Source organism: Streptomyces sp. NPDC053755, from assembly GCF_040677675.1.
GTDB lineage: Bacteria > Actinomycetota > Actinomycetes > Streptomycetales > Streptomycetaceae > Streptomyces.
This window is the reverse complement of record NZ_JBFASK010000027.1, coordinates 58,832-79,460: the sequence shown is the minus strand read 5'-3', so window position 1 is coordinate 79,460 and position 20,629 is coordinate 58,832. Positions and strand designations below refer to the sequence as shown.

Genomic DNA, 20,629 nt, shown 5'->3' with positions numbered 1-20,629 from the left:
GGCTTCTGTGTCATCGCCCCATGCGCCCGTTCGAGTGCATCGCGTTACGTTCGCGTGATGCTGCGTCTGTATCGCGACACCCTGTCGGTGCTCGGACCGGCCCTTCCGGCCGTCTCGTTCCTCGGCAGACTGCCCACCGCGATGTGCCAGCTCGGCAGTCTCCTCCTCGTCGCCGAGACGAGCGGCTCCCTGACGACGGCGGGACTCGCGGGCGGAGCGCTCGCGGCCGGGCAGACGGTCGCCGGACCGGTCGTCGGCAGGCTCGCCGACCGGCGGGGACAGCGCGGGGTCGTCCTCACCGCCTCCCTCGCCAACGCGGTGCTCGTCACCGCGCTGGTGGCCGCGGCACTCGCCCAGGCGGCGACCGGCTGGCTGATGCTCCTCGGCGCGCTCGCCGGGGCGAGCGTCCCGCAGGTCGGTCCGCTGGCCCGGACCCGCTCGGTGGCGCTGGTCCGGCGCGGCGGGGCGGACGACCGGGGGGTGGCGACGGTGCTGTCCTTCGAGGGCACCCTGGACGAGGTCTCCTTCGTGCTCGGGCCCGCCCTGGTCGGCGTGGCCGCGGCCCTCGCCCACCCGGCGGCCGCGCTGCTGCTCGCCGCCGCCCTGCTGGCGACCTGCGGCACGGCCTTCGCCCTGCATCCCTCGGCGCGGGCGGCCGCGGCGCCGGAGCGGCGGTCAGCCCGGAGCCCGGAGTCCGGGTCGGTCGCGGCGCCGGGCCGGCCACCGGTCGGGGCGCCGGGGTCGCGGACGCTGGAGGTGCCGGAATCCGGGGCGGTGGAGGTGCAGGAGGCCCGGGCGGTGGAGGTGCCGGAGTCCGGGTCGGTCGGGGCGGGTGCCGCCACGGCGCCGGCCGGGCGCGGAGTCGGGGCCGGGAGGGAAGCAGGTGCCGGCGCCGGCGGCGTGCCGGGTGCGGACGGCCCGGCTCTCGACGGCCCGGCGGCCGGAAGAGCCGCGTCCCGCACCACCCGTACGGGCGTCGCCCGACGGGGGAGGCTGTCGGGGGCGGCTTACGCCCTTCGGGTCACGATGGCGCTCCAGGGCGCGATGTTCGGAGCCTCGCAGGCCGGGATCACCGCCCTCACCGAGAAGCTGGGCGCACCGGAGCAGGCCGGGCTCGTCTATGCCGCGATGGGCGTGATGAGCGCGGCCGTCGGCCTGTCGATGGCGGCCGTCCCGGCCGGGATCGGGCCGGCCGTCCGCTGGCGCGTCTCCACCGCCGCCCTCGTCGTGCTCTCCGTGCCGCTCGTCGTCGTCGACTCGCTCGGCGCGCTGTACGCGGTCGTGATCGTCCTCGGAGCGGCCTTCGCGCCCCACCTCATCACCGTCTTCGCACTGACCGAGCGGACGGTGCCGGCCGCACGGCTCGCCGAGTCCATGGCCTTTCTGACCAGCGGGATCGTGGGCGGCCAGGCCCTCGCCCTCGCCGTGTCGGGCGGCCTCGCGGACGGTCACGGCGCCCCCGCCGCCTTCGCGGTGGGCGTGGCGGCGGCGGTGCTGTGCGCCGTGCTCTCCTGGGCGGTCCGCATCCGCCTCCCGTCGGCACGGGCGGACGCCTGACCGACACGGCGGCCGGGGTGGGCGGGTGTCATGCGGCCGGACGCTGCCAGGGCGGAGGCGGCGGGGGCCCCGGACCAGTCCACCCCGCGAGAACGGGGCGGGGCGGCCCGGTGGACCGTCCCGCCCCGCGTACCGTCCTCCGGCTCGGACCTCTATGCCGGGCGCAGCAGCACCGTCAGGCTGAGCGGTGCCAGCGTCACCCGTTCGCCCGCCGCCACCTTGGGGCCCTCCTGGGGCGGGATGCCCTCGGGGTGGGAGGTGTCGACCACGACACGCCAGGTCTGGCCGTGGTTGACCGGGACCTCGAACTCCAGCTCCTGCGACGACGCGTTGAACATCAGCAGGAAGGAGTCGTCGGCGATCCGCTCACCCTGGAGCCCCGGCTCTGAGATGGCGTTGCCGTTCAGGAAGACCGTCAGCGCCTGGGCGTGCGCCGCCTGCCAGTCCCGCGAGGTCATCTCCACGCCCTCCGGCGTGAACCAGGCGATGTCGGTCAACTCGTCGTGCGTGCCCTCCACCGGCCGCCCGTGGAAGAAGCGCCGGCGCCGGAAGACCGGGTGGTCCCGCCGCAGCCGCACCATCGCCCGGGTGAACTCGAGCAGGGTGCCCTCCTCCTCGGCGCCCGGCTCCGGCCAGCGGACCCACGACACCTCGTTGTCCTGGCAGTAGGCGTTGTTGTTGCCGCCCTGGGTCCGCCCGAACTCGTCGCCGTGGCTGAGCATCGGCACGCCCTGCGACAGCATGAGCGTCGCCAGGAAGTTGCGCATCTGGCGGGCACGCAGCTCCCGGATGCCGATGTCGTCCGTGTCGCCCTCGGCGCCGCAGTTCCAGGACCGGTTGTGGCTCTCCCCGTCCCGGTTGCCCTCGCCGTTCGACTCGTTGTGCTTCCCGTCGTACGACACCAGGTCGCGCAGGGTGAACCCGTCGTGGCACGTCACGAAGTTCACCGAGGCGAGCGGGCGCCGGCCGTCGTCCTGGTAGAGATCGGACGACCCGGTGAGCCGGGACGCGAACTCGGCGAGCGTGCGCGGCTCGCCCCGCCACAGGTCCCGGACGCAGTCGCGGTACTTGCCGTTCCACTCGGTCCACAGGGGCGGGAAGTTGCCGACCTGATAGCCGCCCTCGCCCACGTCCCAGGGCTCGGCGATCAGCTTCACCTGGCTGACCACCGGATCCTGTTGCACCAGGTCGAAGAAGGACGACAGCCGGTCCACCTCGTGGAACTGGCGGGCGAGGGTCGCCGCCAGGTCGAAGCGGAAGCCGTCGACGTGCATCTCCGTCACCCAGTACCGCAGACTGTCCATGATCATCTGGAGGACGTGCGGGGACCGCATGAGCAGCGAGTTCCCGGTGCCCGTGGTGTCGAAGTAGTGCTGGGGCGCGTCGTCCACGAGACGGTAGTAGGAGGGGTTGTCCAGACCCCGGAAGGAGAGCGTCGGCCCCAGGTGGTTGCCCTCCGCGGTGTGGTTGTAGACCACGTCGAGGATGACCTCGATCCCGGCCTGGTGCAGCGCCTTGACCGCCGACTTGAACTCCAGGACCTGCTGGCCCCGGTCGCCCCAGGAGGCGTAGGCGTTGTGCGGGGCGAAGAAGCCGATGGTGTTGTAGCCCCAGTAGTTCGACAGACCCGCGTCCACCAGCCGGTGGTCGTTGACGAACTGGTGGACCGGCATCAGCTCCAGCGCCGTGACGCCCAGTTCCTTGAGGTGACCGATCACCGACGGGTGGGCGAGACCCGCGTACGTGCCGCGCAGTTCCTCGGGAAGCTCCGGGTGGAGCATCGTCAGGCCCTTCACATGGGCCTCGTAGATCACCGTGCGGTGGTAGTCGGTCCTCGGGCGCCGGTCGTCGCCCCAGTCGAAGTACGGATTGACCACGACCGAGGTCATCGTGTGGGGCGCCGAGTCGAGGTCGTTGCGGGAGTCCGGCCGCCCGAAGTGGTAGCCGTACACCGCCTCGCCCCAGTCGACGGAGCCCGAGACCGCCCGGGCGTAAGGGTCCAGGAGCAGCTTCGCCGCGTTGCAGCGCTGCCCGTGCTCCGGCGCGTACGGACCGTGGACCCGGAATCCGTAGCGCTGTCCGGGCATCACGCCCGGCAGATAGGCGTGGCGGACGAAGGCGTCCGTCTCGCGCAGCTCGACGGCCGTCTCCGACCCGTCGTCATGGATCAGACACAGCTCGATTCTGTCGGCGGTCTCCGAGAAGACCGCGAAGTTCGTTCCGGCGCCGTCGTAGGTGGCGCCCAGGGGATACGCCTGTCCCGGCCAGACCTGCATAGATAAGACTCTTCCATCCTGATCCGGGGGTGGGGGTGCACTCCGGCCAAATGCTGCCTCAAAGAGGGGCAACCTCCTAGGACTTCGACCCGTCCTACCGGGTGACCGCATGCACGTGGGGGAACAGAGGGGGAAGTGTGTACGAATCAGTGCGCCGCCATCTGGGGAAGATGGTGGCGGGCACGGCCCTGGCGGTGACGGGAACCGCCGTCATGGTCGGGATCACGCTGCCCGGAACGGCGGGCGCCGACGACACGCCGAGGGCCGGGGTGTCCGGTGCGCGCGGCACCGGATCCGAGGGGGCCTCCGGGGCCGGGGAAGCCGGCGCGGACGCGTCCGCGGGGACCGCGCCGGAGCCGGCGACCCTGGCGGTCGCGCCGCCCGAGGGGGAGAAGGGCGTGGGCACCGACCCGCTCACCGACGACGAGCTGAAGCGGGCGGAGGCGCTGGCACTGACCCCGCCGGCCCGGGCCGCGCGGCGCGACGTCGAGGGGGCGCGAGGACCGCAGCACCTGGGCACCGAGCTGGCCGACCCGCGCCCGGAGGAGGCCGACGACCCCGCCGCGCCGCGCCGGGCGGAGGTGCGGTTCTACGACTACGAACGCGACGAGCTGATCACCCGGACCGTCAACCTCGCCACGGGGAAGGTCGAGAGCGCCGCCGCCCAGCGCGGCGTGCAGCCCTCGGCCCATCCCGAGGAGCTGCGCGAGGCCCTGGAGCTCATCCTGAGGAGCCCGCTGGGCAAGGGTGTCCGCGAGGATTACAAGGACGCCACCGGCAAGGCCCTGACCTCGGCCGACCAGCTCTGGTTCAACGGCGACGTCTACCGCCCCTACCGCGAGGCGAAGGTACCCGCGCAGCTGGCCGCCTGCGGCGGACACCGGTGCGTCCGCCTGGTCACCAAGATCCACAACGGGTCCTGGATCGACACGCGGAACCTCGTCGTCGACCTCAGCGCCAGGACCGTGACCCGCGTCGGCTGATCGCGCCGCCCCGACCCGACCGGCTCGGCTCCCGCCCGCCCCGACGGGACCTGAACGGATCCCACGCGCGCGGGTCCGACCCGCACCGCCACCGACGCCGGCATCACGGACCGACCCGTTCGGATCCGACCTGACCTGACAAGACCTGACCTATGGCCTGACCCGAACCGGCTCGGCCCGACCCGGCCCCCGCCGTGGCGCCCGCCGACCGTCGTCGGCCGCTCTCCTCGGCCCGGGGCCCGTCCCGCGCGGGCCGACCACCCGCGCGTCTGTCCGCATTCCGCACTTCCGTACGAGGGAGTTCGTCCACATGCCCACCCCTTCGCTCTCGCGCGCCCGCAGGCACGGCGCCGCGCTCGCCGTGGCCGGCCTGCTCGCCACCGCCACGGCCGCCGCCGGCCCCGCGACGCCCGCCACCGCCGCTCCCGCCCCGCCCCGGCCCGACTGCTCCGCCGCCCACCGCATCGAGCAGAAGCTCGACGGCGGCACCACCTGGCGCATGTGCTGGCGCTACGACACCGACTCCGGCCTCGTCCTGGACAAGGTGACCTACCAGCCCAAGAGCGCGAGCGCCCCCATCCGCGTGCTCACCAGCGCGAAGCTCGCCCAGATCCACGTGCCGTACGACGACGGCAACGCCGAGTACGACGACCTCACCGGTGCCGGGTTCGGCTGGGGCCTGCAGAACCTGAAGCCCGCCGAGTGCCCCGGCGGCACCCTCACCAGCGTGAAGGTGCCCGAAGTCGGCAAGGTCAACGGACTGTGCACCACCACCCGGGCCCGTGGCCACGCGTACCGCATGGCCAACGACGAGGGCACCAAGGTCTGGCAGTCCCAGGGCAAGGACCTGCTCGTCTACACCGTGAACAAGGTCGCCTGGTACGAATACATCACCGAATGGCGCTTCTCCTCCGACGGAACGATCGCCGCCAACGTCGGCGCCACCGGCAGCCTCTCGCCCTTCGACTACAACGCCACCGACGGCCGGGGATGGCCCATCGGGGCGGGCTCCCGCGCCTACGCCACCAGCCACGCGCACAACGTCTTCTGGCGCCTCGACTTCGGCCTGGACGGCAGCGTCAGGGACCGGATCGAGCAGTACGACTCCAAGGTCACCGCGCCGGGCCCCCAGGGCGGCGGCCCGACCGTGAAGACGACCCGCACCCCGGTCACCAGGGAACTCGCCGGGGACGCGAAGAACATGCGCTGGTGGCGGGTGGTCAGCGCGAACGGCAAGAACAAGGACGGCCACGCCCGCTCGTACGAGATCGTGCCCGGGCCCTCCAACACCCATGCCGGCCGGGGCTTCACCCGGCACGACATCTACTTCACCCAGAGCCGCGCCTGCGAGCAGTTCGCCAGCAACAACATCCTGCCGTGCGGCACCAACGCCCCCGACAGCGTGGACAAGTGGGTCGACGGCGAGACGCTGACCGACCCCGCCGTCTGGGTCAACATCGGGTTCCACCACATCGCCCGGGACGAGGACCAGCAGCCGATGCCGGTCCACTGGCAGGGCTTCCAGCTCGCGCCCCGGGACGTAACCGCTATGAATCCGCTCACTCCGGCTGATCTCGCCGGCCAGAACGGCGCTCCGAACCAGGGGAGTTGAGCGAGGAGCCTGACGATCCTGCTGCACCGCCTCCCGCTCCCGGAGTACCCTTCCTTGATCTTGTCGGACTGGTCAGACGGGCGTCCAGGAGCAGAAGGCGGTGCGCGGGTGAGCTCGGGAGGTCTGGAGCTGCCCCCAGGTGACGCGGGTCACGAGGGGAGTTCCCCCGACCCCGGCGCAGTGCCGCCCGGAGCGGTGTCAGTCGCCAGGCCGATGGAGATCGGGGCGGAGCTGGACTGGGACGCCGAAGCGTGGAGCGAGGTGCGCACCCGCGCCCAGCGGGCCGGACGCGCCTATATCTGGCTGAATCTCGTCGAGCAGCGGTTGCGAGCCGTCGTGGCGGCGGTCCTTCGGCCCGTGTACGAACCGGTCCACGGCGAGGAATGGGTGGTGGCCGCGGCGGGCCCCGCCGGCCAGGAGTGGGTGCAGCGGGCGGTCGCGGTCCGGGAGGTGTCGCGGCGCAAGGGGTACCTCCTCGACCCCGCCGACGACAACGTCCTCAGCTTCCTCACCCTCCCGCAGCTGCGGGAACTGGTGGTGCAGCACTGGCCCTGCTTCGAGCCGTACTTCGACGACCGGCGCGAGGTCGAACTCGCCCTGGACGAGCTGGAGGTGACGCGCAACGTCGTCTCCCGCAACCGTGCCCTCTCGCTCACCGTGCTCGCCCAGTCCGAGCGCGCCTCCGCCCGGCTCCTGGAGATCCTCGGGAGCGGGGCGGGCGTGCCGTCCGCCGACCGGCTGCCCGTCGACGCGGTCGAGGACCTCGTCGGCGACCGGTACGCCGATGTCGTCTCCGTCCATCCCGACCGGGTCCGGCTCCAGCGGCAGCTGCCGGCCGAGGACCTCTTCGGTGGAGCCCGGCGCCTCGACGCCACCGGCATAGGCCTGAACCTGCTCGTGCAGAACTTCTCCGGGCGGCGGCTCGTCCGCCTGGCCGAGTCCGGCTGCCGGATACGGCTCCTCTTCCTCAACCCGGCCAGCAGCGCCGTGAAGCGGCGCGAGCGCGAGCTCGGCCTGAAGAAGGGCGAGCTGAGCCGCTCGGTGGAGATGAACATCCTCCACATGCGGCGGGTCCGCTCGAAGCTGCGCGACCCCGGGGCCTTCCAGATCCACGTCTTCGACGAGACCCCGCGCTTCACCGCGTACCTCGTGGACGGTGACGGGGCGGACGGGGTCGCCGTCGTCCAGTCCTATCTGCGCCGGGCCCGGGGGATGGAGGCGCCGGTGCTCGTGCTGCGCGGGGGCGGACGGAACGTGGTGCGGGCCGGACGGCAGGACGGCCGGGACGCGGACCACGGACTGTTCGAGACATACCGGGAGGAGTTCGAGTCGGTGTGGCTCGACTCCCGTCCGGTCTCCTGAGCGGCCTCGAAGGAGGCGTTGTCAGTGGCGCGTGCGAGGGTGTTCAGCACCACGGGGGAGATCACGTAAGGAGGACCCGATGGCCTGGCATGGGGAAGAGCTGGTCGGTTTCGACCTGGAGACGACCGGTACGGAACCGCTGGAGGCGCGGATCGTGACGGCGTCGGTCGTCGGCGTCCACGGCGGACGGGTGGTGCGGCAGCGGGACTGGCTCGCCGATCCCGGCATCCGCATCCCGGCCCAGGCGTCGGCGATCCACGGCATCAGCAGCGAACGGGCCGCGGCCGAGGGGCGACCGGTGCGCGAGGTCGCCGACGAGATCGCCGAGACGCTGACCGGGTACTGGTCCAAGGGCGTCCCGGTCGTCGCGTACAACGCCGCCTTCGACCTGACGCTGCTCTCCGCCGAGCTGCGCCGCCACGGCCTGCCCTCGCTGGGCGAGCGGCTCGGCGGCGCCGCCACGGGACCGGTCGTCGACCCGTACACCATCGACCGGGCCGTCGACCGGTACCGCCGGGGGAAGCGGACGCTGGAGGCGGTCTGCGGCGAGTACGGCGTCGTCCTCGAAGCGGCCCACCAGGCGGCCGCCGACGCCCTGGCCGCCGTGCGGGTCGCCGTCGCGATAGCCGAGCGGCACCCGTCGGTGGCCGCCCTGACCCCCGCCGAGCTGCATGAGCGTCAGATCGGCTGGTACCGCGCCTGGGCGGAGGACTTCCAGGACTTCCTGCGCCGCAAGGGCAGCCCCGAGGCGGTCGTCGACCCGTCCTGGCCCCTGCGGGAGCAGGTGCCCGTGACGCGCTGAGGAAGCGGAACCGAAGACCGGGCCCCGCTCGGCGGCTCCGTCAGAACGGGTACCAGCGGACCTCGGGGTCGCCGTCGCGCAGCGAGGCCACCCGGCGCTCGAACTCGGCCAGGGCCTGGGGGTTGGCGGGGGCGTGCTGGGCCACCCAGGCGCAGCTCGCGGTCTCCCGTGCCCCGCGCAGCACGGCGCACCCCTCCCACTCCCGGACGTCCCAGCCGTACGCCTCGGTGAAGGCGTCGTAGGCGGCGGGATCGAGGCCGTAGCGGTCGCGGGAGAGGGCCAGGACGACCAGGTCGTGCTCGCGCAGGTCGGAGGAGAAGGTCTCCAGGTCGACCAGGACCGGGCCGTCGGGGCCCACGTGGACGTTGCGGGGCAGCGCGTCGCCGTGGATCGGGCCGGGGGTGAGGCGCGGGGCGAGAGCCGCCGCCGCCGGCGCGAAGGAGTCGCGGCGCTCCCGCAGGAAGGCAGCGTCGGCCGGGTCGACGGCGTCGCCCGCGAGCCGCAGCCACCGTTCCACCCCGCCGAGCAGCTCGCGCCGGGGGAGGGTGAGGGACACGGGCTCCGCGAGGGCGTGGACCCGGCGCAGCAGCGGTGCCAGGTCCCGTGGCTCGGCAGGCCGCACGGCCTCGGGCAGCCGGTGCCAGAGGGTGACCGGATGGCCGTCCACCAGGCGGGGTGCGGACTCCGCCGCCCGTACCGCGGGGACGCCCGACTCCGCGAGCCAGTCGGCGAGCGCCAGTTCCCGCTCGGCACGGGCCAGCAGCTCCGCGTCCCGGCCGATCTTGATCACCAGGTCGCCCGCCGCGAAGACCGCGTTCTCGCCCAGCGCGAGCAGCGATGCCTCCCGCTCACGGGCCGGCAGCCCCGCGGCGGCCAGGATGTCCCGTGCCCGCGCCTCGTCCATGCGTCTCTCCGTCTCCGTCCGATGCCTGTGCGAATCAGCCAAAGTCTCGCATCGACGCAGGTGACCTTGACGAACCGACGGCCCGTCAGGACCATGACGGAGCCCGCTGTGACGTCGCGAATGCCGTATCCGTCTCATAAGGGGTCTCATCTGTGAGTGTGGCGATCGCGCCGAAGCGGTCCGGCGGACCGGTGACCGCCGGCAGGGAGCCGGACCGGAGGCAGGGCTTCGGCGCCTGGTTCCTGGTGCTGCCGGCCCTCATCCCGATCCTGGTCCTGAGCGTCGGCCCGCTCCTCTACGGCATCGCGCTCGCGTTCACCGACGCCCAGTCCGGCCGCACCCAGCCGACGCGGTGGGTGGGCACCCTCAACTTCCAGGACCTGCTCCACGACACGCTCTTCTGGGAGTCGTTCCGGATCGGCCTTCTCTGGGCCGTCGGGGTCACCGTCCCGCAGTTCCTGCTGGCCCTCGGCCTCGCCCTCCTGCTCGACCAGAAGCTCCGCTTCCGCTGGCTGGCCCGAGCGCTCGCGATCATCCCCTGGGCCATGCCCGAGGTCGTCGTCGGCATCATGTGGCGCCTGGTCTACAACCCCGACGCGGGCATCCTCAACGAGACGATCCGCGATCTGGGCCTGGGAGACGGAGGCGACTGGCTCACCCGGCCGGCGACCGCCCTGCCCGCCGTCGTCCTCGTCGGGGTGTGGGCGGGCATGCCCCAGACCACGGTCGCCCTGCTCGCCGGGCTCCAGAACACCCCGCACGAACTCCACGAGGCCGCCGCACTGGACGGCGCGGGCGCCTGGCGCCGCTTCCGTACCGTCACCTGGCCCGCCCTCAGACCCGTCGCCCTCGCCATCACCGCCCTCAACTTCATCTGGAACTTCAACTCCTTCGCCCTGGTCTACGTCCTGACCAACGGCGGACCCGGGGGCCGCACCCGGCTGCCGATGCTCTTCGCGTACGAAGAGGCGTTCCGCTACGGCCAGTTCGGCTACGCCGCCGCGATGGGCTGTGTGATGGTGGCCGTCGTCTCGGTGCTCCTCGCCCTCTACCTCGTCGGACGGCTGAAGGGGGAACAGGACCGGTGAGCCTCCGCACCAGCAGGCCCGCGCGCATCGGCCAGTACCTCGCGCTCCTCGCCTATCTCGTCTTCCTCGCGTTCCCGTTCCTCTGGCTGGTCTCCACCGCCTTCAAGCCCGCCCCCGAACTGGCCTCCCTCCACCCCACCTGGATCCCCGAGGACCCCACCCTCGCCAACTTCCGGCAGGCCTTCGACGAACAGTCCCTGCTGCGGGCCGCCGGGAACAGCCTGGTCGCCGCGGTCTGCGCCGCTCTCATCGCCGTCGTCGTCGCCACGCCGATGGCCTATGTGACGGCGCGGCACCGGAGCCGGCTCACCACCGCCGCCACGGGGTGGGTCGTGGTCAGCCAGGCGTTCCCCTTCGTCCTCGTGATCATTCCGCTCTTCCTCGTCCTGAAGGACCTCCACCTGATCAACAGCCTGGCCGGGCTGGTCATGGTGTACGTCGTCTGGTCGCTGCCGTTCGCGCTGTGGATGCTGGTGGGGTACGTCCGGGCCGTGCCGGCCGAACTGGAGGAGGCAGCCGCCGTCGACGGCGCGGGCAGGCTCCGGACCCTCGTCTCGGTCACCGCCCCGCTGCTCGCCCCGGGCATCGTCGCCACCGCGCTCTTCGCCTTCGTCACCGCGTGGAACGAGTTCTTCTTCGCGCTCGTTCTGCTCAAGACCCCGGAGAAGCAGACCTTGCCGGTCGTCCTCACCCACTTCCTCGGCGCCGAGGGCGTCGCCGACCTCGGCCCGCTGGCCGCGGCGGCCTTCCTCGCCACGATCCCCTCCCTCGTCCTCTTCGCCGTCATCCAGAAGCGGATCACCGGCGGGATGTTCACCGGGGCGGTGAAGTCCTGATGCGCATCCGTACGTTCACCGCCGCGGCCGCCGCACTGGCCCTGCTGCTCACCGGCTGCGCCTCGGAGGGGGAACGGGAGGACGGGAAGGTGCGGCTCCGCTTCCAGTCCCTGGCCTGGCAGCAGGAATCCGTCGACGCCAACAAGGAGCTGGTGGCGGAGTGGAACGCCGCCCACCCCGACATCCAGGTCGACTACGTCCAGGGCAGCTGGGACTCGGTCCACGACCAGCTCCTCACCTCCTTCGAGGGCGGCGAGGCGCCCGACATCATCCACGACGCCTCCGACGACCTGGCCGACTTCGCCTACGGCGGCTACCTCGCCGATCTGACCGGCCTCCTCCCCGCGCGGCTGCGCGCCGACATCCCCGCGCACAGCTGGCGGACGACCACCTTCGGCGAGGGGATCTACGGCGTGCCGTTCCTCCAGGAACCGCGCATGATCATGGCGAACAAGAAGATCCTCGACTCCTCCGGCGTCCGGATCCCGACTCCGGAGAGGCCGTGGAGCTGGGAGGAGTTCCGGCAGGTCGCCAAGGACCTGACGGCGAGCATGGGCAAGGGGAGGTACGCGGTCGCCTGGCCGCTCAAGGAGCCGGTCTCCGTCAGTCTCAACCTGGGCCTCTCGGCCGGCGGGCGGCTGTTCCACCGGGGCGGGGACGGCAAGGTCACCGTCCGCTTCACCGAGGCCGACGGGGTGGTGCCCCGGACCATCCACGATCAGGTGGGCATCGACCGCTCGGCCTCGCGGTCCACGCTCGGCTCGGGCGGCTCGGACACCCTTCCGGGATTCTTCGGCGGTACGTACGCGATGGTCCCGCTCGGGTTCTCGTACCGGCAGCAGATCACCCAGCAGGCCCCCAAGGGCTTCGAGTGGATCGTCCTGCCCGCCCCGGCGGGGCGGCACGGCCTCGCGCAGGGTGTCAGTCCGCAGACGCTCTCGATCGCCGAGGACAGCCCGCACAAGAAGGAGGCCGCACTCTTCCTCGACTTCTTCCTCCAGCCGCGGAACATGGTCCGCCTCGCGCGGGGTGACTGGATGCTGCCCACCGGCACGGCGGCGCTCGCCGACCCCTCCCTGCACACGCCGGAGGACGGCTGGGCCACCGGAGCGGCGGTGGCGCGGCAGCTGCGGCCGGCACCGGCGCAGTCGGTGCGGGGCTATGCCGAGTGGAAGGACAAGGTGGCGACGCCGGCGTTCCAGGAGTACTACAGCGGGGCGATCGACGCCGACGAGCTGCGCGAACGGCTGGAGAAGGACGGCAATCCGGTCCTCGCCCGCTACCAGCGCCACTGACGTCGACCGAAACCGACTGGACGAGACGTCTCGTCTCGCTTAGGCTCGCGGTCATGACCACCACCCCGCGCGCCCATGTCGCCATGTTCTCCATCGCCGCCCACGGCCACGTCAACCCCAGCCTCGAAGTGATCAGGGAGCTCGTCGAGCGTGGGCACCGCGTCAGCTACGCCATCCCCGCGGCCTTCGCCGAGAAGGTCGCGGCGACCGGGGCCACCCCCGTCGTCTACACCTCCACGCTGCCCACCGACGACGACCCGGAGGCGTGGGGAACCGAGCTGATCGACAACATCGAGCCGTTCCTGGACGACGCGGTCCAGGCGCTGCCTCAACTGGCCGAGGCCTTCGACGCGGACCGTCCCGATCTCGTCCTGCACGACATCACGTCGTACCCCGCGCCGGTCCTCGCCCACCGCTGGGGTGTGCCCGCCGTCGGACTCTGGCCCAATCTCGTTCCCTGGGAGGGGTACGAGGAGGAGGTCGCCGAGCCCATGTTCGCCGAACTCAAGGCGTCCGAGCGGGGGAAGGCGTACTACGCGCGGTTCACGTCCTGGCTGGCCGAGCACGGTGTCGACACGCACCCCGACCGGCTCGTCGCGCGCCCCCGGCGGGCGCTCGTGCTCATCCCCCGGGCGCTCCAGCCGCACGCCGACCGGGTCGACGAGTCCGTCTTCACGTTCGTCGGCGCCTGTCAGGGGGAGCGGGCGGAGCAGGGGGAGTGGCAGCGCCCCTCCGGTGCGGAGAAGGTGCTCCTGGTCTCTCTGGGCTCCGCCTTCACCAAGCAGCCGGACTTCTACCGTGCGTGCGCCGAAGCCTTCGCCGGCCTGCCGGAGTGGCATGTCGTCCTGCAGATCGGCCGGTTCGTCGACCCCGCCGAACTCGGCGGCCTGCCGGCCAACGTCGAGGTGCGGTCGTGGGTACCGCAACTGGCCGTTCTCAGGCAGGCGGACGCGTTCATCACGCACGCCGGCGCCGGCGGCAGCCAGGAGGGCCTGGCCACGGCCACGCCGATGGTCGCGGTCCCGCAGGCCGTCGACCAGTTCGGCAACGCCGACGTGCTCCAGTCCCTCGGAGTGGCGCGGCACCTGCCGATGGAGGAGGCGACGCCGGAGGCGCTGCGCGAGGCCGTGCTCGCCCTGACCGGCGACCCCGAAGTGGCACGGCGGGCACGGGAGATCCAGGCGGGCATGGCCGGTGAAGGCGGTGCCCGCCGAGCCGCCGACCTCATCGAGGCCGAACTCCGCTGAGAAGGGCGACGACGAAGGCCCCCGGGTGAACCGGGGGCCTTACGCATGGCCCGAGTTGGGCGGAAGTGTCGCACTTGTTATTAAGAAAGCTTGTTGAATAAGTCATAGGTGTGTGAAGGCCTTGATTTGCACTCGTCAATCGGTCAGGGTTTCGAACCAGCTACCGGAGAGTTTCCTTCCAGTGGCCCAACCCCCCACAAATCCTGACGAGGAGACCCCTCTTCATGGCAACACACAAGCGTATTCGCAGGACGAAGCTCGTCGTCGTCGCCACGGCGATAGCGGCCGCGACGGGCGTCACCGCCCTCACCACCCCGTTCGCGGGCGCGGCCCCCGCTCCCGCCGAGGGAACGGTGTTCGGGATCGGTGCCGAAGGCGCGGTCGCCGGAAGCTACATCGTTCTGCTGGACGAGAAGGCCGACAAGGGCGAGCTGGCCGAGGAGTACGGCGGCACCCTGCGCCGCAGCTACGACTCGGCCGTCAACGGCTTCTCCGTCAACGGCATGTCGGAGACCGAGGCCAAGCGCCTCGCCGCCGACCCGGCCGTCGCCAAGGTCGTGCAGAACAAGAAGTTCACCATCAACGCCACCCAGGAGAACCCGCCTTCCTGGGGCCTCGACCGGGTCGACCAGGCCGAGACCGCCGGGGACGCGAAGTACACCTACCCCGACAAGGCCGGTGAGGGCGTCACCGCCTACGTCATCGACACCGGCGTCCGCGTCACCCACAAGGACTTCGAGGGCCGCGCGACCGACGGCTTCGACGCCGTCGACAACGACGACACGGCCCAGGACGGCAACGGCCACGGCACCCATGTGGCCGGCACCATCGCCGGATCCACCTACGGCATCGCGAAGAAGGCGAAGATCGTCGCGGTCCGCGTCCTCGACGACGCCGGATCCGGCACCACCGAGCAGGTCGTCGCCGGCATCGACTGGGTCACCCAGAACCACAAGGGCCCGTCCGTGGCCAACATGAGCCTCGGCGGAGGCGCCGACCCGGCCCTGGACGAGGCCGTCAAGAAGGCCATCGCCTCCGGCGTCACCTTCGGCGTCGCCGCCGGCAACGAGTCCTCCGACGCCGGCCAGGGCTCCCCCTCCCGCGTCCCGGAGGCGATCACCGTGGCCTCCTCGACCAAGACCGACGAGCAGTCCGACTTCTCCAACTTCGGCTCCGTCGTCGACCTCTACGCCCCGGGCTCCGAGATCGCCTCGGCCTGGAACGACAGCGACACCGGGACGAAGACCATCTCGGGCACGTCGATGGCGACTCCGCACGTGGTCGGCGCCGCCGCCGTCTACCTCGCCGGACACCCCGACGCCACCCCGGACCAGGTGGCCCAGGCCCTGGTCGGCGGTGCCAGCACCGACAAGATCACCAACCCCAGCCAGGGCACCGCCAACAAGCTGCTCAAGATCGTCGAGTAGCGGCTCCCCTCGCGTGACCGGCGGCCGCCGCGCCCTCCCCCACGGGGCGCGGCGGCCGCCTTATGGTGTGCGCATGACGACGACCTACGCCGCCCTGCTCCGCGGGATCAACGTGAGCGGCCACCGCAAAGTCCCCATGGCCGAACTCCGTTCGCTCCTCGAGGAACTCGGCCACCGGGACGTCCGCACCTACCTGCAGAGCGGCAACGCCGTCTTCACCACCGACGCCGACGACCGGAGCGAGGACGCGCTCCGTCAGGACCTCGAAGACGCCGTCGAGCGGCACTTCGGCTTCCGCGTCGACTGTCTGGTGCGCGACGCGGACTACCTCGCCGCCGTCGCCGACGCCTGCCCCTTCCCCGCCGCCGAGCTGGAGGGCAGGCAACTCCACGTCACGTACTTCTCCGAGCGCGTCGATCCCGAACGGCTCGCCGGAATCGACCAGGCCGCCTTCCTGCCCGAGGAGTTCCGGCTCGGCGACCGCGCCCTCTACCTCTACGCGCCCGACGGCCTCGGCCGGTCGAAGCTCGCCGAGGCGCTCTCCCGGCCCGGACTCACCAAGGGCGTCGTCGCCACCTCGCGCAACTGGAACACCGTGGCCAAGCTGGTGGAGCTGACGCGCGCCTGACCGCTCGCGATTGGCCCAGTTGACGGAGTCGCGAATGGCCCGCCGATCCGGCGGGCCCGCTGGCTAGGCTCATGTCACATGACGACCGAGACGCAGCCCAGGACCGCCGTCGACTTCTACTTCGACCCCGCCTGCCCCTTCGCCTGGATCGCCTCCCGCTGGATGCTGGAGGTGGAGCGGCATCGTGACATCGACCTGCGGTTCCACGTGATGAGCCTGTACTTCCACAACGTCGGCAACGACCTGCCCGAGTGGTACAGGGAACTCGTCGACAAGTCGATAGGCCCGGTCCGGGTCGCGGTCGCGGCGGCCGAGAAGCACGGCGAAGAGATCCTGCGCCCGCTCTACACCGCGTACGGCACCCGCATCCACAACGAGAAGCAGACCGACTTCGACGCCGTGATCGCCGAGTCGCTCGCCGAGGTCGGCCTGCCGGCCGAGCTGGCCGCGGCCGCGCACGACGAGGGGTACGACGAGGCGGTCCGCCGCAGCCACGACGCGGGCAAGGACCCCGAGGCGGACGGCTACGTCGGCACCCCGACCCTCCACCTCGACGGAACCGCCTGGTTCGGACCGGTCCTGCGGGCCGTCCCGCGCGGCGAGAAGGCGGCCGAGCTGTTCGACGGCTTCCGGGTGCTCGCCGGCCACTCCGACCTGTTCGAGATCAAGCGGACTCGCACGGGCGGCCTGGACTTCAGCTGACCGCCGACGGCACGGACCTCAGGGCGTGTTTCGAGAGTCCCGCCTGCCCCGCGACGCCTGGCACGCACGCTCGCCGCGTGGTCGTGATCGTCCACGTACGTCCCGTACGAGGGCGACCCTCCGCCGTGCGATCGCACGCACCGGACGCCGCGGGGCCCGCCCTGCGGGCGGACGGCGCTACCTTCGAAACACGCCCTAGCCGACCGCCACCAGCCCGGCCGCGGTCCGCGCCTCGTCGTAGCGAGCGGTCAGCAGGCGTGCCAGCTCCGGCGCCGGACCGAGGACGCCGGCCAGGACGTCGGCGTCGGCCGCACCCGCCGCGATGCGGTCCGGGAGCCGGCCCGGGGCGATGACGTACGGAGCCACCGCCACCCGGCGGACGCCGTCGGCGCGCAGCGCGCGGACGGCGTCCTCGGTCCGGGGAAGGGATGCGGAGGCGAACGCAGGCCGCACGGAGCACCAACCGGTGCGCCGCAGCTCCCGCGCCGTTTCTGCGATCACTGCGATCGCCTCCGGGTCAGAGGAGCCCGCCGAGGCCAGGACGACCCCGGTCGTGCTCTTGTCGGCGGGCCCGAGGCCCGCCTCGTACAGCCGGCGTTCCACCGCCGACACCAGCAGCGGGGACGGTCCGAGGACCTCCGCCTGCCGGATGCGGAGGCCGGCGGGGGCCTGGCGAAGGACGGCGGGGATGTCGGCCTTGGCGTGGAAGGCCCGGGTCAGCAGCAGTGGCAGCGCCACCACCTCCCGGACCCCCTCGGCGGCCAGGGCCGCCAGGACCCCGGGCACCGACGGGAGGTTGAAGTCCAGGAACGCCGTCTCCACCCGGAGCCCCGGCCGCAGCGACCGCGCACGGCGCACCAGCGCGTGCACGGTCGCGGCGTGCCGCGGATCGCGGCTGCCGTGGGCGACGACGAGCAGGACGGGGTTCATGGGCGCACTCAGCTCCGGGCCAGCAGACCGCGGCTGCGCAGGACCGAGCGCTCCAGCGGGCTGAAGATCAGGAGGTCGATGGCGATGCCGACGACCAGGATCAGGATGATGGCGAGGAAGATCCCCGGCATGTCGATGTTGTTCCGGCCGTTCTCCAGCAACTGGCCGAGCCCGAGGCCCAGTTCAGGGGAGGACGCGATGATCTCTGCGGCCATCAGCGACCGCCAGGAGAACGCCCAGCCCTGCTTCAGACCCGCCAGATAGCCGGGCAGCGCGGCCGGCATCACGATGTGCCAGGCCCCCTTCAGTCCCGTCGCGCCGAGCGTTTGCCCGGCCCGCAGGAACAGCGGCGGGACCTGGTCGACACCGGCCACCAGACCGTTGGCGATCGACGGGACGGCGCCCAGCAGGATCACCGCGTACATCATCTGGTCGTTGAGGCCGATCCAGAGCACCGCGGGGGCGACCCAGGCGACCGAGGGCAGCGACTGCAGGCCGGACAGGATCGGGCCGATCGCCGCGCGGACGAACTTCACCCGGGCGACGAGCAGGCCCAGCGGCGTACCGATGGCGAGCGCCATCAGGAAGCCGAGCAGAGCCCGGGACACGCTCGTCCAGAGGACGTCGAGAAGCGTGCCCTCCAGCCACATCGTGGACAGGCTGTCCCAGACCGCGGACGGCGGCGGCAGCTTGAACTCGTCCGTGACCTTGGCGGTGACCAGCAGCTGCCACACCACCAGCACCAGGGCGACGGCGAGGACGGGCGGCAGCACCTTCTTCAGCAGGACCTCGCGGACCGGCGTGCGGCTGACCTGCACCGCGTCGAGCGCGTCGAGGCCCGCTTCCAGGCCGGCCAGGTCGTCGGCCTTGGTGGTCGTGTCAGTGCTGGCCATGACGGCGGATCTCCCCACGCAGTTCTTCGGTGATCTCGACGGAAAGCTCCGCGACGGCGGCGTCCTCGATGCGGCGCGGCTGCGGGATGTCGATGGTCCACTCCCGGGCGATCCGGCCCGGCCGGGACGAGAGCAGCACCACGCGCTCGGCCAGCCGCACGGCCTCGCGCACGTTGTGCGTCACGAACAGCACCGACAGGTTCGTCTCGCGCCAGATCCGGGTCAGCTCGTCGTGCAGCACGTCACGGGTGATGGCGTCGAGCGCGGCGAACGGCTCGTCCATCAGCAGCAGGTCGCTGTCCTGGGCGAGCGCCCTGGCCAGGGCCACCCGCTGGCGCATACCGCCGGACAGCTCGTGCACCCGCTTGCCGTACGAGCCGCGGAGCCTGACCAGCTCCAGCAGGCGCTCCGCCTCCGGGCGGCGCTCGGCCTTCGGGACGCCGCGCAGCCGCAGGGCCAGCTCGATGTTCTTGCCCGCGGTCAGCCACGGGAAGAGGGCGTGCTCCTGGAACATCAGGGCCGGCCGGCCACCGGGGGTCTCGATCGACCCCGCCGACGGCCGGTCGAGCCCGGCGACCAGGTTGAGCAGCGTGGACTTTCCGCAGCCCGAGGCCCCCAGGAGGGTGACGAACTCGCCCGGGGCGACATCGAGCGTGATGTCGTCGAGGACGAGCTGCGGACCCGCGGGTCCGCCGAAGGACTTCGATACATGCGCGATCCGGGCGGCATGGGTCACCGCCGCACGGTCCTCGGCCTTGGCGAGCGTCGCGGTCGTGGCCATGGTCGTCACCTCCTGGGAACTCGGCTGGTTGGTTTACTTGACGCCGAGACCGGCGTCGGCGACCTCGGGCTGCCCCGCGGCCTTGAGGACCTTGTTGAGCGGCTTCAGGTCGTAGATGCCGTTCAGGTCGGGCCGCTTGAGGAGGCCGGCCTTCACCGCGTGGTCCGCCTGGGCCTGGAGCGTGGCGGCCAGCGGGTCGTCGGTGAACCGGATCGACGGCCAGGCGGCGTCGATCACCTTGGCGCCGAGCGGCTTGCCCGTCAGCTCCTTGAGCTTGGCGTTCGCCGACGCCTTCGCCTTGTCCGGGTGGGCGTTGATCCACGCGTTGGTCTTCACCACACCGCGCAGGACGGCCTCGACGACGTCGGGGTGCTCGGCGAGGAATCTCTGCGACACGATGATGTTCGTGATCACGAACTTCTTGTCGGGCCACAGCGTCGACTCGTCGAGAAGGACCTTCGCGCCCTCGGTGACCAGCTTGGAGGCGGTCGGTTCCGGCACCCAGGCGCCGTCGATGGAGCCGGAGGTGTAGGCGTTCGGGGTCACCTTGTTGTCCGTGCGGACCACGGAGACGTCGCCCTTGCCGCTCTGGGCGTCGACCTTCCAGCCCTTCTCGGAGATCCAGTTGAGGAAGGCGACGTCCTGGGTGTTGCCGTGCTGCGGGGTGGCGATCCTCTTGCCCTTGAGGTCGTCCAGGGTCTTGATCTTGTCGGGGTCGACCACGAGCTTCACGCCGCCGGAGGCCGAGCCTCCGACGATGCGCAGGTTCGTGCCCCCGGATTTGGTGTAGCCGTTGATCGCGGGGGAGGGGCCGATGAAACCGATGTCGATCGAGTCGGCGTTGAGCGCCTCGATCTCGGAGGGGCCGGCGTTGAAGGTCGAGACCTCGAGCCGCGTGCCGCCCAGCTCCTTCTGCAGGATGCCTTCCTGGTCGCCCACCAGGGCCGTGGCGTGGGTCAGGTTCGGGAAGTAGCCGAGCCGGACCTTGTCGGCCGAGAGCTTCGCGCCCTCGGCGGCCACCTTCTTCTGGTCGTCCTTGGCCTGGGAGCCGTAGCCGCACGAGGCGAGCGCGCCGATCAGCAGCGGCAGGGCCGCGGCGGCGGCGAGCGAGCGGCGCAGGGTGGTGCGGGAGGCAGGCACGGAGGTTCCCCTCAGGGTCTTCGAAGTTCTCGTCGTCTATGTCGTGCGGGGTGGAGCGGGACAGCGCCGCGTACCCGCGGCGTGGACGTCAGCACGCACATCGCCCGACTCCTCCCCGGCCCGCGCCGAGGGCGCCGGAACCCACCCGGCCGCCCTCCTTGGCGAA

18 protein-coding genes are annotated in these 20,629 nt (G+C 71.9%); 12 read left to right on the top strand and 6 right to left on the bottom strand.

Features of this window, described 5'->3' with window-relative positions:
* Nucleotides 1–57 precede the first annotated feature (57 nt).
* Nucleotides 58–1,557 carry an MFS transporter gene (locus AB0K65_RS24065; protein ID WP_365719773.1) on the top strand — a complete coding sequence of 500 codons (1,500 nt, stop codon included), beginning with the start codon at nucleotides 58–60 and terminating at the stop codon, nucleotides 1,555–1,557.
* A 152-nt stretch (nucleotides 1,558–1,709) separates the two neighbouring features.
* Here AB0K65_RS24065 and glgX read toward each other — a convergent pair whose 3' ends face one another.
* On the bottom strand, nucleotides 1,710–3,833 hold the full coding sequence (glgX, locus tag AB0K65_RS24060) for a glycogen debranching protein GlgX (protein WP_365719771.1): 2,124 nt from the start codon (nucleotides 3,831–3,833) through the stop codon (nucleotides 1,710–1,712).
* 137 nt (nucleotides 3,834–3,970) lie between these two features.
* Here glgX and AB0K65_RS24055 point away from each other — a divergent pair, with 137 nt between their 5' ends.
* The 4 genes from AB0K65_RS24055 to AB0K65_RS24040 all read left to right on the top strand — a co-directional run bounded on the left by AB0K65_RS24055 (nucleotide 3,971) and on the right by AB0K65_RS24040 (nucleotide 8,592).
* On the top strand, nucleotides 3,971–4,816 hold the full coding sequence (locus AB0K65_RS24055; RefSeq protein ID WP_365719769.1) for a Tat pathway signal sequence domain protein: 846 nt from the start codon (nucleotides 3,971–3,973) through the stop codon (nucleotides 4,814–4,816).
* A gap of 310 nt (nucleotides 4,817–5,126) precedes the next feature.
* Nucleotides 5,127–6,428, top strand: a complete 1,302-nt coding sequence (locus tag AB0K65_RS24050) for a copper amine oxidase (protein WP_365719767.1) — start codon at nucleotides 5,127–5,129, stop codon at nucleotides 6,426–6,428.
* Between the two features lie 108 nt (nucleotides 6,429–6,536).
* Complete coding sequence (locus AB0K65_RS24045; RefSeq protein ID WP_365719765.1) at nucleotides 6,537–7,790, top strand: SAV2148 family HEPN domain-containing protein; 1,254 nt, start codon at nucleotides 6,537–6,539, stop codon at nucleotides 7,788–7,790.
* Nucleotides 7,791–7,869: 79 nt separating this feature from the next.
* On the top strand, nucleotides 7,870–8,592 hold the full coding sequence (locus AB0K65_RS24040; RefSeq protein WP_365719763.1) for an exonuclease domain-containing protein: 723 nt from the start codon (nucleotides 7,870–7,872) through the stop codon (nucleotides 8,590–8,592).
* A 40-nt stretch (nucleotides 8,593–8,632) separates the two neighbouring features.
* On the opposite strand, the gene AB0K65_RS24035 is transcribed toward AB0K65_RS24040, so the two are convergent.
* A complete protein-coding gene (locus AB0K65_RS24035; protein ID WP_365719761.1) occupies nucleotides 8,633–9,496 on the bottom strand; it encodes an aminoglycoside phosphotransferase family protein in 864 nt (287 codons plus the stop codon).
* A 191-nt stretch (nucleotides 9,497–9,687) separates the two neighbouring features.
* Between AB0K65_RS24035 and AB0K65_RS24030 the strand changes: the two genes are divergently transcribed.
* The 7 genes from AB0K65_RS24030 to AB0K65_RS24000 all read left to right on the top strand — a co-directional run bounded on the left by AB0K65_RS24030 (nucleotide 9,688) and on the right by AB0K65_RS24000 (nucleotide 16,719).
* On the top strand, nucleotides 9,688–10,584 hold the full coding sequence (locus AB0K65_RS24030; protein WP_365719809.1) for a sugar ABC transporter permease: 897 nt from the start codon (nucleotides 9,688–9,690) through the stop codon (nucleotides 10,582–10,584).
* Nucleotides 10,581–11,420: a carbohydrate ABC transporter permease gene (locus tag AB0K65_RS24025; protein WP_365719759.1), complete on the top strand. Its 840-nt coding sequence runs from the start codon at nucleotides 10,581–10,583 to the stop codon at nucleotides 11,418–11,420. Before AB0K65_RS24030 ends, AB0K65_RS24025 begins: the two co-directional genes overlap by 4 nt.
* Nucleotides 11,420–12,715, top strand: a complete 1,296-nt coding sequence (locus AB0K65_RS24020) for a sugar ABC transporter substrate-binding protein (RefSeq protein WP_365719757.1) — start codon at nucleotides 11,420–11,422, stop codon at nucleotides 12,713–12,715. The genes AB0K65_RS24025 and AB0K65_RS24020 overlap by 1 nt, the downstream gene beginning before the upstream one ends.
* A gap of 53 nt (nucleotides 12,716–12,768) precedes the next feature.
* The gene (mgt, locus tag AB0K65_RS24015) at nucleotides 12,769–13,962 is read left to right on the top strand and encodes a macrolide-inactivating glycosyltransferase (RefSeq protein ID WP_365719755.1); all 1,194 of its coding nucleotides are present in this window, start codon (nucleotides 12,769–12,771) and stop codon (nucleotides 13,960–13,962) included.
* A 224-nt stretch (nucleotides 13,963–14,186) separates the two neighbouring features.
* Nucleotides 14,187–15,389, top strand: coding sequence for a S8 family serine peptidase (locus tag AB0K65_RS24010; RefSeq protein WP_365719753.1), 1,203 nt, complete (start codon nucleotides 14,187–14,189; stop codon nucleotides 15,387–15,389).
* Nucleotides 15,390–15,462: 73 nt separating this feature from the next.
* Complete coding sequence (locus tag AB0K65_RS24005; RefSeq protein WP_365719751.1) at nucleotides 15,463–16,017, top strand: DUF1697 domain-containing protein; 555 nt, start codon at nucleotides 15,463–15,465, stop codon at nucleotides 16,015–16,017.
* Between the two features lie 78 nt (nucleotides 16,018–16,095).
* A complete protein-coding gene (locus AB0K65_RS24000) occupies nucleotides 16,096–16,719 on the top strand; it encodes a DsbA family protein (protein ID WP_365719749.1) in 624 nt (207 codons plus the stop codon).
* A 195-nt stretch (nucleotides 16,720–16,914) separates the two neighbouring features.
* On the opposite strand, the gene AB0K65_RS23995 is transcribed toward AB0K65_RS24000, so the two are convergent.
* The 4 genes from AB0K65_RS23995 to AB0K65_RS23980 are packed head-to-tail and all read right to left on the bottom strand — an operon-like array spanning nucleotide 16,915 to nucleotide 20,463.
* Nucleotides 16,915–17,649, bottom strand: coding sequence for a sirohydrochlorin chelatase (locus AB0K65_RS23995; RefSeq protein ID WP_365719747.1), 735 nt, complete (start codon nucleotides 17,647–17,649; stop codon nucleotides 16,915–16,917).
* Between the two features lie 8 nt (nucleotides 17,650–17,657).
* Nucleotides 17,658–18,542, bottom strand: a complete 885-nt coding sequence (locus AB0K65_RS23990) for an ABC transporter permease (protein ID WP_365719745.1) — start codon at nucleotides 18,540–18,542, stop codon at nucleotides 17,658–17,660.
* Complete coding sequence (locus tag AB0K65_RS23985) at nucleotides 18,529–19,323, bottom strand: ABC transporter ATP-binding protein (RefSeq protein ID WP_365719743.1); 795 nt, start codon at nucleotides 19,321–19,323, stop codon at nucleotides 18,529–18,531. The genes AB0K65_RS23990 and AB0K65_RS23985 overlap by 14 nt, the downstream gene beginning before the upstream one ends.
* A gap of 33 nt (nucleotides 19,324–19,356) precedes the next feature.
* Nucleotides 19,357–20,463, bottom strand: coding sequence for an aliphatic sulfonate ABC transporter substrate-binding protein (locus AB0K65_RS23980; protein ID WP_365719741.1), 1,107 nt, complete (start codon nucleotides 20,461–20,463; stop codon nucleotides 19,357–19,359).
* Between the last annotated feature and the right edge of the window lie 166 nt (nucleotides 20,464–20,629).

Coding starts and splice junctions, on each gene's coding strand:
- AB0K65_RS24010 (WP_365719753.1), top strand. CDS start 14,187: ATGGCAACACACAAGCGTATTCGCAGGACGAAGCTCGTCGTCGTCGCC.
- AB0K65_RS24035 (WP_365719761.1), bottom strand. CDS start 9,496: ATGGACGAGGCGCGGGCACGGGACATCCTGGCCGCCGCGGGGCTGCCG.
- AB0K65_RS24040 (WP_365719763.1), top strand. CDS start 7,870: ATGGCCTGGCATGGGGAAGAGCTGGTCGGTTTCGACCTGGAGACGACC.
- AB0K65_RS23995 (WP_365719747.1), bottom strand. CDS start 17,649: ATGAACCCCGTCCTGCTCGTCGTCGCCCACGGCAGCCGCGATCCGCGG.
- AB0K65_RS24020 (WP_365719757.1), top strand. CDS start 11,420: ATGCGCATCCGTACGTTCACCGCCGCGGCCGCCGCACTGGCCCTGCTG.
- AB0K65_RS23990 (WP_365719745.1), bottom strand. CDS start 18,542: ATGGCCAGCACTGACACGACCACCAAGGCCGACGACCTGGCCGGCCTG.
- AB0K65_RS24000 (WP_365719749.1), top strand. CDS start 16,096: ATGACGACCGAGACGCAGCCCAGGACCGCCGTCGACTTCTACTTCGAC.
- AB0K65_RS24005 (WP_365719751.1), top strand. CDS start 15,463: ATGACGACGACCTACGCCGCCCTGCTCCGCGGGATCAACGTGAGCGGC.
- AB0K65_RS24050 (WP_365719767.1), top strand. CDS start 5,127: ATGCCCACCCCTTCGCTCTCGCGCGCCCGCAGGCACGGCGCCGCGCTC.
- mgt (WP_365719755.1), top strand. CDS start 12,769: ATGACCACCACCCCGCGCGCCCATGTCGCCATGTTCTCCATCGCCGCC.
- AB0K65_RS24065 (WP_365719773.1), top strand. CDS start 58: ATGCTGCGTCTGTATCGCGACACCCTGTCGGTGCTCGGACCGGCCCTT.
- glgX (WP_365719771.1), bottom strand. CDS start 3,833: ATGCAGGTCTGGCCGGGACAGGCGTATCCCCTGGGCGCCACCTACGAC.
- AB0K65_RS23985 (WP_365719743.1), bottom strand. CDS start 19,323: ATGGCCACGACCGCGACGCTCGCCAAGGCCGAGGACCGTGCGGCGGTG.